This window comes from Aurantimicrobium minutum, assembly GCF_029894165.1.
GTDB lineage: Bacteria > Actinomycetota > Actinomycetes > Actinomycetales > Microbacteriaceae > Aurantimicrobium > Aurantimicrobium minutum_A.
This window is the reverse complement of record NZ_JARXXU010000001.1, coordinates 1,015,921-1,032,660: the sequence shown is the minus strand read 5'-3', so window position 1 is coordinate 1,032,660 and position 16,740 is coordinate 1,015,921. Positions and strand designations below refer to the sequence as shown.

Here is a 16,740-nt window from a genome sequence, read left to right as displayed (position 1 = left end):
CAGTTAGTCACGCGCAGGAAGGTCGCCACCTTCGAGCTGCGCTCGGAGGTCGTCATAGAGCTTGGCATATCCCTCAGCTCGAGTTTCGAGGGGTTGACCCTCTACTACGGACAAGGCAGAGACAAGCTCACCGTCCGCAGTGGAGTTTTCAGAAATGGTCACGTCCCAATCTTACTTTCTTGCAGCGGCCAGGTCGGGAATGGCCCTGGATCGAGCTAAGAAGAAGGCAGCTGTAATAGCAATAACCATGACTGCCGCCATCTGGATAACCGGATCGAAAGGCAAAACGGCCAGCACTGCGGTAATGATTCCCGCAGACGCCATTTGGATCATGCCATTCATGGCAGAGGCAGAACCGGCCAAATGTGCAAAGGGCGTCATGCTGGCCGTCATACTCAGACCCGCAATGGAACTGGCCACAGAGGACACCAAAAGCAGGGGAACCAGCACCACAAACAACGGAGCATGGACTAACGCGGCCGTCAGCACAAGAATCGAACCAACAATCTGAATGCTGGTGTACACCTTGAGCAGCTTCACATTGCCAAAACGGGGCAGGATACGCAGATTGATCTGGGAACCAACCAGCAATGACAGCGAAATGACTCCAAACACCAGTGCATACACCGTTGAGTTCAGCCCGTAGACACCCATCATGATGTCGGGCGAGGATGACACATAGCTGAAGAATCCGGCAAAATCTGCGCCAAACAACAACGCAGAAGTGAGGAAAACCTTATTCGTCAAGATTTCACCATAAGAGGTCGTCGCTTTAATGAAACCGTGATTATTCCGCGATTCAGAATGGTGCGTCTCGGGCAATGTCATGACGCCAATCAGCATGAAGGCCCCAAAAATTGCGAGCGAATAAAAAGCCCACTGCCACACACCTGACAGAAGCACGAGTGCGCCAATGCTCGGGGCAAGTGCAGGACCCAGTGCAAAAACCATTCCCAGAATGGTCATGACTTTTGCCATCTCAATCCCGGAATAGAGGTCTCGCACGATCGCACGTGAAATCACGATGCCAGCAGAGGCGCCTAATGCCTGAATAAACCGCCACATAATCAGGGACATCAACGTGGTTGAGGTTGCACACATCACGCTGGCGATGACGAACACAATGATGCCAACCAACAGTGGTCGCTTGCGACCAAACCGATCACTCACCGGCCCATAGAACAACTGGCCTATCCCCATACCGAGTAAGAATGAGGTCAGCGTGAGCCCCATGTCATTGACTTCAACCCCGAGCGCATCTGCAATGTGAGGAAATGCCGGCAGATAGAGATCAATACAGACGGCACCAAACATCGTCAACGAACCGAGAACAAAGAGTCTCCACGCGCGAATTGCTCGAGAAGGTGCAGGAATAGGAGAGGTCATTTCCCTTTGACTCTATCCGTTGGTCAACAGCCAGAAAGCACGGCTGCGCGATGGAGACGTCATCGCGCTGCCGTGCTTTTACCCCCAGCAGATTTAGAGGTGGCGCTCATCCACGCCGTTGTAGGCCGACAACGGACGGATCAAAGCGTTGGCCTGGAGTTGCTCCATAATGTGAGCAGTCCAGCCCGTGATTCGTGCTGCCACGAAAATTGGGGTGAAGGTCAGGGTGTCAAAGCCCATCAGGTGATACGCAGGACCTGACGGGTAATCAAGATTAGGAAGAATTCCCTTTCGTTGCGTCATGGCCACTTCCAGCCCCTCATAGAGGTCGAGAACATCTGGGCGGTTGTAATACTCAATGAGCTCCACCATCGATGCTCGCATTGTGGGAACTCGAGAGTCCCCCTTTTTATACACACGATGCCCAAAGCCCATAATTTTGCGCTTCTCCGCAAGTGCCTGCTCGAGCCAAGCCTCAGAGCGTTGCGCCGCCTCGGGGCCAAACCCGATTTCATTAAAAATATGAAGAACAGCTTCGTTCGCTCCTCCGTGCAATGGGCCCTTGAGTGCACCGATCGCCCCGGTCACGGCCGAATAGAGGTCGGAAAGAGTGGACGTGATTACTCGCGCTGTGAAGGTGGAGGCATTGAAGGAATGCTCTGCATACAAAATCAGTGAAACGCGGAATGCCGTGACCACAACGTCATCGGGAATTTCGCCAAAGGTCATCCACAAGAAGTTTGCTGAGTAGTCCAGATCTGCTCGGGGTTCAATAACCCCTTCGCCGCGACGACGACGCTGATCATACGAAACAATGGCCGGAAGTTTGGCAAACAGCGTGATGCTCTTGGCAAGGTTTCCAGTAGCAGAAGAATCATCTGCGTGGGGGTCTGACGCTCCGATGACACTCACTGCCGTGCGCACAACATCCATGGGGTGTGCGGTCAACGGCAACTCGTCAATGACGCGCTTCACATGTGCATCAAGAGAGCGTTGAGCGCGCTCAGACTGCTCAAAAGAGGACAACTCCGCAGGTGTGGGAAGTTCACCGTGCCAGAGTAGCCAGGCGACTTCTTCAAAGCTTTTCTGGGCGGCCAACTCCTGCACAGGATAGCCGCGATACAGCAACGAGTTGGTGTCAGGGTTGACTTTTGAAATGGCCGTGGCATCCACCACAACGCCTGCCAGCCCCTTGAATATCTGTGGTTGTACCGTCATGAGTGTGTCCTCGCCATTGAGAGCCGGCTTGTGGCCTGCGCTAGTGCTTCGTGTGGGTAGTGAGATCGAAGTTGAAGATTCCAGAATCGAAGTGGTTGTAGGCCTCGTAATCCAGAGTCTCGTAGAGTTCTGCACGTGTTTGCATCTCAGGGACGACAGCCTGCAGAGAGCCTGTTTCCTGCAGCGAATCCAGTCCACGCATGGCGGCACCCATCGCAAGACGCAGGAGTGACACCGGATATATCACGATGTTTATTCCGATGTCGGCTAACTGCTGTTTCGTAAACAGTTCACTCTTGCCAAACTCAGTCATGTTAGCCAGAACGGGAACATCGAGCGCGGCTCGCATAGCTTCAAATTCACCGAGGTCTTTCATGGCCTCGGGAAAAATAGCGTCTGCACCCGCATCAACCAACATTTTAGCGCGGTCAATGGCCACATCGAGGCCGTCTGCTGCCCGAATATCGGTGCGGGCCATAATGAGCAAGTTCTCATCACGGCGCGCATCAACTGCCGCCTTGATGCGCTTCATGGCTGTGTCGTTGTCCACGACAGCCTTGCCGTCAAGGTGCCCACAACGCTTGGGGTTGACCTGGTCTTCAATATGAATACCTGCGACGCCCGCATCCTCGAGCGTTTGCACAGTGCGAGCAAGGTTCATGGGTTCACCAAAGCCAGTGTCTGCATCAATCAGGGATGGAAGATCTGTCATCCGAGAAATCTGTTGTCCCCGACCTGCCACTTCGGTCAACGTAGTGAGGCCAATATCGGGAAGACCCAAATCGGCAGCTATTACGGCACCGGATATATAAACACCATCAAACCCTGTGGATTGAATGAGCTTGGCCGAGAGGGGATTAAACGCACCAGGGAACTGAAGCAACTCCCCCGTAGCTAAACGCTCTCGGAAAAGCCGGCGCTTTTCAGCTGGAGTGATGGTTGAATACAGCATTAAAACAAGCCCTGAGGAATCGGTGCAGTCGCCAACAGACCCGGCTTAGCCGTGACGGTCAGGCCGCCAATCTCATCCGCGGCGAGCTCAGGAAGTCGTTGCACAAGAGCCAGGAAGCGCTCGATTTCTGCCTCGTCCACAACGCCGGTGGCAAGAATCCGGAATTTGTTGATGTACTGCGCACGCGCGAAGGGGCGAGCACCGAGCGGGTGCGCATCTGCCACGGCAAGTTCATCCACGATGATGGTCCCATCGTTCAAGGTGATCTCTACCCGTCCACCAAAAGCTTTCACTGCAGGATCATCGGAGTGATAACGACGTGTCCACTCGGCATCTTCCAGAGTGGTGGTCTTGTTCCAGAGCGCAATAGTGTCTGCTCGACCTGCACGCGATGGCGCATAACTATCCACGTGATGCCACGACCCATCTTGCAATGCGACAGTAAAGATGTAAGGAATTGAGTGATCCAGAGTTTCCCGACTTGCTGTGGGGTCATACTTCTGGGGATCGTTTGCTCCCGAACCAATGACGTAGTGCGTGTGATGCGACGTGTGGATAACGACAGACTTCACATTCTCAGGGTTCGTCACCTCTGGGTGCTCCGTATGGAGTTTACGGGCGAGGTCAATAAGTGCTTGGGCTTGATACTCAGCCGAGTGTTCCTTCGTATACGTATCCAGAATGCCGCGCTTGGCTTCGCCCTTTTCCGGAAGTGGCACTTCATATGCCGCGGTAGGGCCATCAAGCATCCACGCAATGACACCGTCTTCGCCTTCATAGATTGGGGTGGGACTGGTTTCCCCCCGCATGGCACGGTCTACAGCTTCAACTGCCATCTTCCCTGCGAATGCGGGTGCGTGTGCCTTCCAGGAAGAAATCTCACCCTTACGCGACTGACGAGTTGCCGTCGTGGTGTGGAGTGCCTGGCCGATTGCTTGATAAATCGTCTCGGTAGACAGCCCCAACATGGTCCCGATACCTGCTGCCGCCGAGGGGCCGAGGTGAGCCACGTGGTCAATCTTGTGCTTGTGAAGACAAATCGATTTCACCAGATCCACCTGAATCTCATAGCCGGTGGCGATCCCCCGAATAAGGTCTGCCCCCGTCACCCCAACATGCTGCGCAACCGCCAGGATGGGAGGAATGTTGTCGCCGGGGTGGGAGTATTCGGCAGCTAAGAAAGTGTCGTGATAGTCCAGTTCACGCACGGCAACACCGTTTGCCCAGGCTGCCCACTCGGGAGACACGCGCAATTCCTGAGGCTCACCGAACAGGTTGGCGCCGTTGCCACCTGCCGATGAGGGATGTGCCAATGCCTGAGATCGTGCAGACACGACAGGCTTGCGCGTGAGGGATGCCACCGCGACAGAAGCATTGTCAATGATGCGGTTAATCACCATGTCGGTGACTTCGGCAGTCACGGCAACAGGATCGGTTGCGACCTCAGCAATCTTCCACGCCAGCTGGTCTTTGCGCTCGAGAGTTTCTTCGCTCTTATAGACGCGCACGTGGTGAAGCTTCATGGGATTTCCCTTCAGGGGTGTCTCTGCAGCTATGCCACGTTGACGTGAGTGAGATGCCCCTTCACAGAGGCGCGAATGTTGGTCAAGCTTTTGTGGAGGTGCACGTGGGTTGCGTGGGCTGCCAATGCGGCATCGCCATCGATAATGGCCTCGATAATCAGCAGCGTTTCAACAGCGCTTTCATGGAGTCGCTCTGGATTGCCCTTGGCAATGCGGCGAATGCGGGAAAGGTGAACGCGGGCGTTTTGCAGGGCTGAAACCAAATATGCGTTGTTGATGGCGTCATCGACCGCTATGTCGAACTTTTCATTGAGCTCGTAGTAGTGACGAACACCTTCTTCACCCGCAGCGATCAACTCATCTGCGTGAGTAAATTCTTCAGCGATGCGAATGAATACTTTCGGATCTCGACGTTGTGCAGCGAGTCGGGCAGCCTGCTCTTCGAGCGCTTCACGAACCTCATACAGCTCTGTAATGTTCTCGAGAGAAACCTCTGTCACAATGACACCGCGCCCTGGTGCCGATTCGACTAGTCCATCAGCAATGAGTCGAGACAATGCTTCACGAAGCGGTGTCCGGGAGACACCGAGGCGGGTAGATTGCTCGACCTCGGCAAGAATTGTTCCCGGTGCGAGATCGCCGTCAACGATGTCGTGAAAAAGCTTGTTGTACGCCTTATCGCTAGCTCTCACGATGCCTCCTTGACTGTGATCCGTGACTTCATTGTATACAGACCGTTCTGTCTATGTATACACACAGGTGTTTCAACACGCAATACTTCCCGAAATATTGCGTGATTTACCTATTTGTGTATACAGTCATCTCTAAGGTTCCGATTTGAGGAAGTTATTTCCCCAACACGGTCCTCGCAGCACAGCTCTACACAGCTCTCAACGGTGAGAGCTGTACTCAATGAGGAGGCGAGATATGACTGCAGAAGCCGGTGCATACCGCCGTACCTACACTCAGTGCACAGAGGACCCCGAAAAATTCTGGCTGGAAGCTGCCACTGCGGTGGACTGGATTACTCCACCCACAGTGGCCCTCGATAATTCTGCAGCACCTGTATACCGATGGTTCCCTGGTGCCGAACTCAATACCTGCTACAACGCGGTAGATCGTCACGTTCTCGCTGGTCGCGGTGACCAAACCGCGGTGATCTATGACTCGGCCATGACGGGAATGAAAGACCGCTTCACCTACGCAGAGCTCCTGCACGAAGTGTCCACATTTGCCGGAGTACTCCGCGATCAGGGTGTAACGGCAGGAGACCGCGTCATTATTTACTTGCCCATGATTCCGCAAGCAATATTTGCCATGTTGGCATGTGCCCGCATCGGAGCTGTGCACTCGGTTGTCTTCGGTGGGTTTGCCGCGAATGAACTTGCCGTTCGCATCGACGATGCGAAGCCCACAGTTCTGGTGACTGCCTCCGGTGGACTGGAACCGGGTCGCACCGTGGAATACCTCCCTCTCGTCGCGGAAGCACTAGAACTTTCTCACGGCTCTATTCACACCGTGATCGTGAAGGAGCGGAGAAACGTTCCAGGCACGATTAAGCACCACGATGGCGTCAACGGCGTCGCCTGGCTGGACTGGGATGATGCAGTGGAGCGCACTACTCCAGCTGATTGCGTTCCTGTTCTCGCAACAGACCCGCTCTACGTTCTCTACACCTCCGGAACAACCGGTAACCCCAAAGGCATTGTTCGGGATAACGGCGGTCATGCCGTGGCCCTGACCTGGTCAATGCACAATATCTACAACATCAAGCCCGGTGAAGTGATGTGGGCTGCCTCTGATGTCGGGTGGGTGGTGGGACACTCCTACATCGTTTACGCTCCACTTTTTGCAGGTGCCACGACTGTCATTTACGAAGGTAAGCCCGTGGGCACCCCCGATGCGGGTGCATTCTGGCGCATCGTGGACAACTACAAAGTACGTGCACTGTTTACTGCTCCCACGGCACTGCGCGCCATTCGACGGGTAGACCCAGGTCTGACGGAACGTGCTCGCTATGACCTGAGCTCTATGCATACGTTGTTCATGGCCGGCGAGCGCCTAGATACTGAAACTCTGGAATGGGCAAGTGAAGGTCTCGGTATCCCCGTCGTGGATCACTGGTGGCAAACCGAAACGGGCTGGCCTATCACCGCAAACCCTCGGGGCATTGAGACACTGCCCATTAAGCCTGGGTCATCTACGGTTCCTGTGCCCGGTTACCAGGTAGAGATTGTAGACAGTAAGGGTCGTCACGTGACGCAGGGCGAAGAGGGCAACATCGTAATCAAGTTGCCGATGCCTCCTGGGACACTCGCTGGACTCTGGGGCCGGCCCGAGGGGTATCAGAAGGCATATTTGGATGCTTTCCCTGGCTACTACGCCACGGGCGACTCGGGTTACCTCGATGAGGACGGCTATGTCTTCGTGATGGGCCGCACTGATGACGTGATTAACGTCGCTGGACACCGCCTGTCCACCGGTCAACTCGAGGAAGCACTAGCCCAACACCCGAACGTGGCTGAGTGTGCCGTCATCGGCGTGAAAGATGAACTCAAAGGCCAACGTGCCAGCGGATTTGTCACACTGAAGGCAGGTGTAGACCGCCCACATGAGGTGATTTGCGGCGAACTCGTTGCACTTGTCCGCGAGAAGGTAGGCCCCGTTGCCGCTTTCCGCGATGTCTTGATTTTGGAGCGTCTACCGAAGACTCGTTCCGGAAAGATTCTGCGCAGAACCATGCGTCAGATTGTGGATGGGGAAGACTTCGTCGTCCCTCCCACTATTGAGGATGTCACTGTCCTCGAAGATCTCACGGTGGCCCTCATGGTCCACCCTGAACCAATGATTCCCGCTCCCTAGCGAGAAAAATTGGTAAGCACTACCCATATCCATTTCGGCAAGGAGGCCGTGTGAGTACTGAAGAGACTGAGAAGGGTCATCACAGGATTGACTATCCTGCCTTCGAAGAAACACCCAAATACAAAGAACTGCGCAAACGTCAGCGTGGATTCGTCATTCCCCTATTAGTCGCAGCCCTTGCGTGGTATTTCCTCTACGTGATTCTTGCTACCTACGCATCAGCATGGATGGCAACACCCGTGTTTGGCGCGGTCAATATCGGCCTGATCTTGGGCCTACTCCAGTTCGTGACAACCTTCGCTATTACGCAGTGGTACGTCAGCTACGCCAATAGGCGTCTGGACCCTCTGGCTACGGAACTGCGTGGCGAACTCGAAGCTAAGCAAAAGGCAGGTGCAGCATGAGTAACATCCTGATACACGCAGCCGACGCTGTAACAACGAGTGCGGGTGCGAATAACCCCGTTCTCAACATTGCGATTTTCGGCGCTTTCGTCGTTGTCACCATGATCATCGTTATTCGCGCTGGCCGTAACAACAAGTCCGCGAATGACTTCTATGCAGGTGGACGCTCGTTCACCGGTGGTCAAAACGGTATGGCTATCGCAGGTGACTACCTTTCTGCCGCATCGTTCTTGGGAATTACCGGCGCTATCGCTCTCAGCGGTTACGACGGCTTCCTCTACTCAATCGGCTTCCTGGTTGCATGGCTTGTCGCCTTGCTGCTTGTGGCTGAACTCATGCGAAACACCGGTAAGTTCACGATGGCGGATGTTCTTTCTTTCCGCTTGCACCAGCGCCCTGTGCGTCTGGCCGCAGCCATCTCGACCCTGGTTGTCTGCTTCTTCTACCTGCTTGCCCAAATGGCAGGTGCTGGTGGTCTTGTATCGCTCTTGCTGGGTATCCCTGCAACCGATACCCTCGCAACCTCTCTGGTTGTTGCCGTCGTAGGTATCCTCATGGTGATCTACGTCCTCGTCGGTGGCATGAAAGGTACGACCTGGGTTCAGATCATCAAAGCTGGCCTGCTGATCGCTGGCGCACTGATCATGACCGTTTGGGTGCTCGCACTCAATGGCTTTGACCTCGGTACCTTGCTCCAGCGTGGACAGGATGCAGCGGCAGCACTCGAGGTTCCCTTCGATGCACTCAAGCCAGGTAACAAGTACGGAAAGAACCCGATTGACTTCATCTCTCTCGGTATGGCTCTCGTACTCGGTACCGCTGGTCTTCCTCACGTCCTCATGCGTTTCTACACGGTTCCTACCGCGAAGGAAGCTCGTAAGTCTGTGGTCTGGGCGATTTGGCTGATCGGTGCGTTCTACCTCTTCACCCTGGTACTCGGGTTCGGTGCACTGGTCCTCGTGGGACCTGCAACTATCGCCGCTGCTCCGGGTGGACCTAACTCTGCTGCTCCCCTGTTGGCTGCAGCATTGGGTGGTCCGATTCTGTTGGGTATCGTTTCGGCGATTGCGTTTGCAACAATCTTGGCTGTGGTTGCTGGTCTGACCATCACCGCCGCCACCTCGTTTGCGCACGACATCTACGCGAACGTAATCAAGCGCGGTGAAGTCCGCCCCAACGCTGAAGTTCGCATTGCACGTATTACCATTGTGGTGATTGGTGCACTGGCGATTATCGGTGGTATCGCTGTTCAAGGTCAGAACATTGCGTTCTTGGTTGCGTTGGCATTCGCCGTCGCCGCCTCGGCCAACCTACCTACCATCATCTACTCGCTGTACTGGCGTCGTTTCAACACGCGCGGTGCACTGTGGTCGATGTATGGCGGTCTGATCTCCTCGATCGTGCTCATTATCTTCTCCCCTGTGGTTTCAGGAAAGGCAGACCCCACCGGCGCGCTGACCCTGTCCATGATCAAGGGAGTGGATTTCCACTGGTTCCCCCTCGAGAACCCCGGTATTGTCTCGATTCCCCTGGCATTCTTGCTCGGAATTATCGGTACCTACTCCGGAGGCCGCAAGGAGAACTCGTGGATTGGCGCTGAGATGGAAGTTCGTTCACTCACCGGTCACGGTGCAGAGAAGGAAGTCCACCACTAAGTACAACAACGCAAGAACGCCCCTGGGGAACCAGGGGCGTTCTTGCGTTAAGCCTAGGAATACAGTTCTTCCGGAACAGTGAAACCAAAGATGGCGAGCCCGCTGTCCCAAATGACCTGACAGGCGGCACGGAGTAAATCGAGTTTGTTCTCGCCGCGCGAGACAATCTCAAGATCCATGCCCACCTTTTTTACTGTGGCACCACGAACAGCGACTGAGCCATCTTTGTTGGTCTTCACAACTGGATATGGTTCTGATAACTCCCTCAGATCGCCCAGAATGAAGTCTGGTCGTGATCCTGCCGGTGCAGCCAGCAATTGCTTGGCCTGATCAATACCCGTGAGGACCAAGACGGTCTTCATTCCCGCACGATTGCCGCCCATCACATCAGTATCGAGACGATCACCGATGAACAGAGCAGTCTCTGGCGCGGAGGCGGTGCCAAAGCGCCGGGCTGCCTCTTCGAAAATGGGAAGTTCCGGCTTGCCTGCAACGACGGGGAGGCGCCCCACGGCAGTGTGAACGGCTGAAACGAGTGTTCCATTACCGGGTGCAACACCGCGATCAACGGGAATAGTCCAGTCCATGTTGGTTGCGACCCAGGGAATGCCTTCAGACAGACCTGCACCGGTTGCTGTGCCACCAAATGCATCTGCTGTGGGTCGCTCATTGAGTGCAAAAGAGGCCTCGGCTAATTGACGCCAACCTAAATCTGGCGAGAAGCCTTGAATGACTGCGGCGGGCTTATCCTCGGCGGAGAAAGTCACAACATAGCCATTTTTTTCCAGCTCAGATGTCAACCCCTCTCCCCCGACAACCAGGATTGTGGATCCTGAAGGAACAAGCCCAGCAAGGAGATGCATTGCTGCCTGCGGTGACGAGACGACGTCTTCCTCAAGGCAGCTCAAACCCAGTTCACGAAGGTGACCTGCGACACTTGCGGCAGTGCGCGAGGCATTGTTCGTGATGTAACCGACCCGGATACTCTGCTGAACCTCATTGAGAGATTCCACAGCATATGGAATTGCCCCAGGCCCTGCATAGACAACTCCATCCAAGTCAGCCAAAACCACGGTCGTTCCCTCCAGCGGGCTCGGACCGAGTTCGGGTTTCTTCTTGGAAAAGAGGCTCACGCCTTCTCTCCCTCGGCATCCAGGTGGGCAGTCTCGATCAAAATGGCACGGACATCATCCTCGAGAAGATCATCAGGACTAATGCCAGCAGCAACGAGTTCTTCTTCGCCGGCAGCGCTGAGTTCTCCGAGAGCTGGCTCTTCCTCAAATTCTCCTGAGCTCACAACATCAGCCAGCGACAGTTCGCTGTCTTCTGCAGTATCACCTTCGACATCAAACTCGTCACCTTCGAGTTCCTCTTCAAAGACAACAATGTCTTGTTCGTCTTCATCCGTGGATTCCATCAGGTCAGCAGCAACGAGCGCACGTTCAGCAACTTCTGCGCAGCTCGTCCACTCTGCAGCCTCTTGGTGACGACCCAGTTCCTGTAACACATCTGCATACGCGTGGAACAAAGCTGGACTATAGGTAAAGGCCTTAGAGGGATCTAGCTGAGGAATTTCCAATTCTGCCAGCGCTAAATCAACCTGATCAAGATCCAGACGAGCACCAGACATAGCGATGGAGAGCGCAACCTGAGTGGCCTCACTCAGCGTGGAACGCTCCACAGAACGGCCAAGCTCGAGACCCTTATCGGGACGCCCCACACCGCGCTCAGCATCAACCATGAGTGCGATCTGTTCGTTAGAACCTGAGATTCGACGATAAGTGCGCAGTTCACGCAGTGCCAATGCAAAGTCTCCTGTTGCATATGCAGTGATACCCAGGGTTTCGCGCACAATCGCAATACGACCAGCACGACGTGCGGCAGAGAGTACGTGTTGGTGTGCAAGCTCAGGATTCTCGTCCATCAAACGGACTGCCATCACAAGATGTTTCGCAACTCGTTCTGCATTTTCCTTGGTGAGCGTCTTCAGCTCGTTGCGGGCACCCTTGTCGAGCATGTCATCGGTAACATCGTCATCGATCCAGGGGTCATCGTGATGCGGGCGAACCATGCGAAGCTCACGTGCCATACGCTGCTCTTCTGTAAGTTCGGGTTCTTCAAAGCGAGGATTACGATCAGAACGACCACCATCGCGGCCGCCCGTGCGGGAAGCGCCAGGACGGTCGGAACGACCTCCCCGTTCACCGAAACGGGGACGCTCCGCGCGATCTCCATACGAGGGACGATCTCCACGTTCGGGTCGTGGGCCACGATCACCATAGGTAGGACGGTCTCCACGTGGACGGTCTCCGTAGGACGGACGTTCAGAGCGATCAGAACGTTCCGGACGAGGACCACGATCACCATACGAGGGACGTTCTGAACGCTGGGGGCGGTCGCCAAAAGAGGGACGTTCTGAACGATCAGAACGTTCAGGGCGAGGTCCCCGATCTCCATAGCTGGGACGATTACCGCGAGGGCGGTCGCCATAGGTAGGACGCTCAGAACGTTCAGGCCGAGGTCCCCGATCTCCATAGCTGGGACGATCACCGCGAGGGCGGTCGCCATAGCTCGGACGATCACCGCGATCGGGTCGTGCACCACGATCTCCGTATGTAGGGCGGTCCCCAGAGCGCTGTGGACGGTCTCCATAAGGTGGGCGACCTCCGCGGTCTCCCCCGGGGCGTTCACCTCGAGGAGCACCATTGCTGCCACCACGACCATAGCTACCGCGTTCGGGACTGGCATTACGATCACCACGGTTCCCGTAAGACGGACGATCACCGGATGGACGGTAGGGACGTTCTTCACGAGGTGCACCGTCACGGTCGCCATAGCGTGGACGGTCTCCGCGTGGTGCAGCATCACGTTCACCGTAACGGGGACGGTCACCCGAAGGTCGTTGTGGACGATCGCCATAAGACGGGCGATCACCCGAACGCTGTGGGCGTTCACTTCGCTGCGGACGATCACCGTATCCTGGGCGATCTGCACGATCAGGTCGGGAAGCACGGTCACCATAGGTGGGTCGATCTGAACGACCTGCAGCAGGTCGTCCGTCTCTCTGTGGACGTGATTGACCATCGCGTGGAACGCCATAACGATTTGGTCGTTCGTCTCGAGAACCCTCTGAGCGGTTACCGCGGTTGCCCTGGCCGTCACGGCGGGGTCGATCTTCGCGTTCGGGCGTGCCGAAATTATCTTGTGAATTGCTCATGAGAGTCCTCTGTGTAATTGAAACGCCTCTAGGCAATGCCAGAAGCGCTGGTACAAGCTTAACGCAAAAGAGCCACCCGTGAAAACGGGTGGCTCTCTTACAAAGAAGTCCGGCGGTGTCCTACTCTCCCACAGGGTCCCCCCTGCAGTACCATCGGCGCAGAGAGTCTTAGCTTCCGGGTTCGGAATGTAACCGGGCGTTTCCCTCTCGCTATGGCCGCCGAAACACTATTGATGTATCAAAGTGAAACGAGCACATACGAAATGTGCAGGTTCTCGACCGTACATCGAGAACCACTCAGTGGACGCGAACATCAGGCCACACAACCCAGCCTTACAACGGGTTATGTGTAATGATTATCAAATTATTGGCTTATTAGTACCGGTCAGCTCCATGGGTCTTTAGTCCCCACTTCCACATCCGGCCTATCAACGCAGTAGTCTAGCTGCGAGCCTCTCCCCCGAAGGGATGGAAATCTCATCTTGAGGCCGGCTTCCCGCTTAGATGCTTTCAGCGGTTATCCATTCCCAACGTAGCTAATCAGCGGTGCTCCTGGCGGAACAACTGACACACCAGAGGTTGGTCCGTCCCGGTCCTCTCGTACTAAGGACAGATCCTCTCAAATTTCCTGCGCGCGCAGAGGATAGGGACCGAACTGTCTCACGACGTTCTAAACCCAGCTCGCGTACCGCTTTAATGGGCGAACAGCCCAACCCTTGGGACCTACTCCAGCCCCAGGATGCGACGAGCCGACATCGAGGTGCCAAACCATGCCGTCGATATGGACTCTTGGGCAAGATCAGCCTGTTATCCCCGAGGTACCTTTTATCCGTTGAGCGACAGCGCTTCCACAAGCCACTGCCGGATCACTAGTCCCGACTTTCGTCCCTGCTCGACCTGTCAGTCTCACAGTCAAGCTCCCTTGTGCACTTACACTCGCCACCTGATTGCCAACCAGGTTGAGGGAACCTTTGGGCGCCTCCGTTACTTTTTGGGAGGCAACCGCCCCAGTTAAACTACCCATCAGGCACTGTCCCAGAACCGGATTACGGTTCATGGTTAGATGTCCAGAGTGACCAGAGTGGTATTTCAACAATGACTCCACCGACACTAGCGTGCCAGCTTCAAAGTCTCCCACCTATCCTACACAAGTCACACCGAACACCAATACCAAACTATAGTAAAGGTCACGGGGTCTTTCCGTCCTTCTGCGCGTAACGAGCATCTTTACTCGTAGTGCAATTTCGCCGAGTTCGCGGTTGAGACAGCTGGGAAGTCGTTACGCCATTCGTGCAGGTCGGAACTTACCCGACAAGGAATTTCGCTACCTTAGGATGGTTATAGTTACCACCGCCGTTTACTGGGGCTTAAATTCGCAGCTTCGCTTACGCTAACCGCTCCTCTTAACCTTCCAGCACCGGGCAGGCGTCAGTCCGTATACATCGTCTTGCGACTTGGCACGGACCTGTGTTTTTAGTAAACAGTCGCTTCCCACTGGTCTCTGCGGCCTTCAAACGCTTCAGGAGTAAATCCCTACACGCCTCAGGCCCCCCTTCTCCCGAAGTTACGGGGGCATTTTGCCGAGTTCCTTAACCACGATTCTCTCGATCTCCTTAGTATTCTCTACCTGACCACCTGAGTCGGTTTGGGGTACGGGTGACTGGAACCTCGCGTCGATGCTTTTCTTGGCAGCATAGGATCATCAATTTCGCACTTGCGTGCTACCCATCGGTTCTCAGGCTTAATGAGAGACGGATTTGCCTATCTCTCGCCCTACGGCCTTAGACCGGGACAACCATCGCCCGGCTTGACTACCTTCCTGCGTCACACCTGTTAATACGCTAACCGCACCAGCATAGGGTCGTGTGCTAGGCCCGCCCGTCGTTGACCGAAGTCTCAGATCAGGGGGATTCAGACACTTAGCATTACTGGATTAGTTTGGGCGGTTCTTCGTCAGTACGGGAATATCAACCCGTTGTCCATCGACTACGCCTGTCGGCCTCGCCTTAGGTCCCGACTTACCCAGGGAAGATTAGCTTGACCCTGGAACCCTTGGTCTTCCGGAGGGGGAGTTTCTCACTCCCCTTTCGCTACTCATGCCTGCATTCTCACTCGTGTGGCCTCCACGGCTGGTTTACACCGCCGCTTCGCTGGCCACACGACGCTCTCCTACCCATCAATATGGCTGGACCACGAAGGCCTACCAAAATATATCAATGCCACAACTTCGGTGGCGTGCTTGAGCCCCGTTACATTGTCGGCGCGGAATCACTTGACCAGTGAGCTATTACGCACTCTTTCAAGGGTGGCTGCTTCTAAGCCAACCTCCTGGTTGTCACTGCAACTCCACATCCTTTTCCACTTAGCACGCGCTTTGGGACCTTAGTTGGTGGTCTGGGTTGTTTCCCTCTCGACAATGAAGCTTATCCCCCACTGTCTCACTGCTGCGCTCTCACTTACCGGCATTCGGAGTTTGGCTGACGTCAGTAACCCGGTGGGGCCCATCGGCCATCCAGTAGCTCTACCTCCGGCAAGAAACACGCAACGCTGCACCTAAATGCATTTCGGAGAGAACCAGCTATCACGAAGTTTGATTGGCCTTTCACCCCTATCCACAGCTCATCCCCTCAGTTTTCAACCTAAGTGGGTTCGGTCCTCCACGACGTCTTACCGTCGCTTCAACCTGGCCATGGATAGATCACTTCGCTTCGGGTCTAGAACATGCGACTGAAACGCCCTATTAAGACTCGCTTTCGCTACGGCTTCCCCTCACGGGTTAACCTCGCCACATATCACTAACTCGCAGGCTCATTCTTCAAAAGGCACGCTGTCACACCTACAAGGGTGCTCCAACGGTTTGTAAGCAAACGGTTTCAGGTACTATTTCACTCCCCTCCCGGGGTACTTTTCACCTTTCCCTCACGGTACTTGTCCGCTATCGGTCATCTGGGAGTATTTAGGCTTATCAGGTGGTCCTGACAGATTCACACGGGATTTCTCGGGCCCCGTGCTACTTGGGATACTTCTCGCGCCATTGCTGCATTTCGACTACGGGGTTGGCACCCTCTATGACTGGCCTTTCAAGACCATTCGTCTATACAACGTTGTAACGCTCATTGCTCGGTAGAACAAAATGAAAAGTCCCGCAACCCCGACCATGCAACTCCTACCGGATATCACACATGATCGGTTTAGCCTCTTCCGCGTTCGCTCGCCACTACTTACGGAATCACTTTTGTTTTCTCTTCCTGTGGGTACTGAGATGTTTCACTTCCCCACGTTCCCTCTACCCGCCCTATATATTCAGGCGGGAGTCACTGGGTCACCTTGCGGGCCCAGCGGGGTTTCCCCATTCGGAAATCCTCGGATCAAAGTTCGTTTATCAACTCCCCGAGGCTTATCGCAGATTACTACGTCCTTCTTCGGCTCCAGATGCCAAGGCATCCACCGTTTGCTCTTAGAAATTTGAAATCACATGAGTTTGAATCGATTCTTCGTTTAGAAAAATTGACCAATGATCTAT

11 protein-coding genes and 2 rRNA genes are annotated in these 16,740 nt (G+C 54.9%); 3 read left to right on the top strand and 10 right to left on the bottom strand.

All coding sequences use genetic code 11. The features are described from left to right. Positions 1-3 precede the first annotated feature (3 nt). The 6 genes from M2119_RS05275 to M2119_RS05250 all read right to left on the bottom strand — a co-directional run bounded on the left by M2119_RS05275 (position 4) and on the right by M2119_RS05250 (position 5,771). A complete protein-coding gene (locus M2119_RS05275) occupies positions 4-162 on the bottom strand; it encodes a hypothetical protein (protein ID WP_280804485.1) in 159 nt (52 codons plus the stop codon). Between the two features lie 9 nt (positions 163-171). Then, positions 172-1,386, bottom strand: a complete 1,215-nt coding sequence (locus tag M2119_RS05270; protein WP_280803896.1) for a multidrug effflux MFS transporter — start codon at positions 1,384-1,386, stop codon at positions 172-174. Between the two features lie 93 nt (positions 1,387-1,479). Further along, entirely contained in the window at positions 1,480-2,604 is a 1,125-nt protein-coding gene (locus M2119_RS05265; protein ID WP_280803895.1) for a bifunctional 2-methylcitrate synthase/citrate synthase, read from the bottom strand. 40 nt (positions 2,605-2,644) lie between these two features. After that, positions 2,645-3,556, bottom strand: a complete 912-nt coding sequence (prpB, locus tag M2119_RS05260; RefSeq protein ID WP_280803894.1) for a methylisocitrate lyase — start codon at positions 3,554-3,556, stop codon at positions 2,645-2,647. Further along, complete coding sequence (locus M2119_RS05255; RefSeq protein ID WP_280803893.1) at positions 3,556-5,079, bottom strand: MmgE/PrpD family protein; 1,524 nt, start codon at positions 5,077-5,079, stop codon at positions 3,556-3,558. Before M2119_RS05255 ends, prpB begins: the two co-directional genes overlap by 1 nt. 29 nt (positions 5,080-5,108) lie before the next feature. After that, positions 5,109-5,771: a GntR family transcriptional regulator gene (locus M2119_RS05250; protein WP_280803892.1), complete on the bottom strand. Its 663-nt coding sequence runs from the start codon at positions 5,769-5,771 to the stop codon at positions 5,109-5,111. A 235-nt stretch (positions 5,772-6,006) separates the two neighbouring features. Here M2119_RS05250 and M2119_RS05245 point away from each other — a divergent pair, with 235 nt between their 5' ends. The 3 genes from M2119_RS05245 to M2119_RS05235 all read left to right on the top strand — a co-directional run bounded on the left by M2119_RS05245 (position 6,007) and on the right by M2119_RS05235 (position 10,000). Beyond that, complete coding sequence (locus M2119_RS05245; RefSeq protein WP_280803891.1) at positions 6,007-7,941, top strand: propionyl-CoA synthetase; 1,935 nt, start codon at positions 6,007-6,009, stop codon at positions 7,939-7,941. A gap of 86 nt (positions 7,942-8,027) precedes the next feature. Next, complete coding sequence (locus M2119_RS05240; RefSeq protein ID WP_432418515.1) at positions 8,028-8,345, top strand: DUF485 domain-containing protein; 318 nt, start codon at positions 8,028-8,030, stop codon at positions 8,343-8,345. Next, complete coding sequence (locus M2119_RS05235; RefSeq protein ID WP_280803889.1) at positions 8,342-10,000, top strand: solute symporter family protein; 1,659 nt, start codon at positions 8,342-8,344, stop codon at positions 9,998-10,000. The genes M2119_RS05240 and M2119_RS05235 overlap by 4 nt, the downstream gene beginning before the upstream one ends. Before the next feature lie 53 nt (positions 10,001-10,053). Here the strand turns inward: M2119_RS05235 and M2119_RS05230 are convergent, their stop codons facing one another. From M2119_RS05230 to M2119_RS05215, 4 genes are all read right to left on the bottom strand, one after another. Continuing rightward, on the bottom strand, positions 10,054-11,133 hold the full coding sequence (locus M2119_RS05230) for an HAD-IIA family hydrolase (RefSeq protein WP_280803888.1): 1,080 nt from the start codon (positions 11,131-11,133) through the stop codon (positions 10,054-10,056). Next, positions 11,130-13,217 (bottom strand): primosomal protein, encoded by a 2,088-nt coding sequence (locus tag M2119_RS05225; RefSeq protein ID WP_280803887.1) that lies wholly within the window; start codon positions 13,215-13,217, stop codon positions 11,130-11,132. Before M2119_RS05225 ends, M2119_RS05230 begins: the two co-directional genes overlap by 4 nt. Positions 13,218-13,324: 107 nt before the next feature. Continuing rightward, a 5S ribosomal RNA gene (rrf, locus tag M2119_RS05220) occupies positions 13,325-13,441 on the bottom strand. Positions 13,442-13,572: 131 nt separating this feature from the next. Continuing rightward, a 23S ribosomal RNA gene (locus tag M2119_RS05215) occupies positions 13,573-16,688 on the bottom strand. Positions 16,689-16,740: the final 52 nt, after the last annotated feature.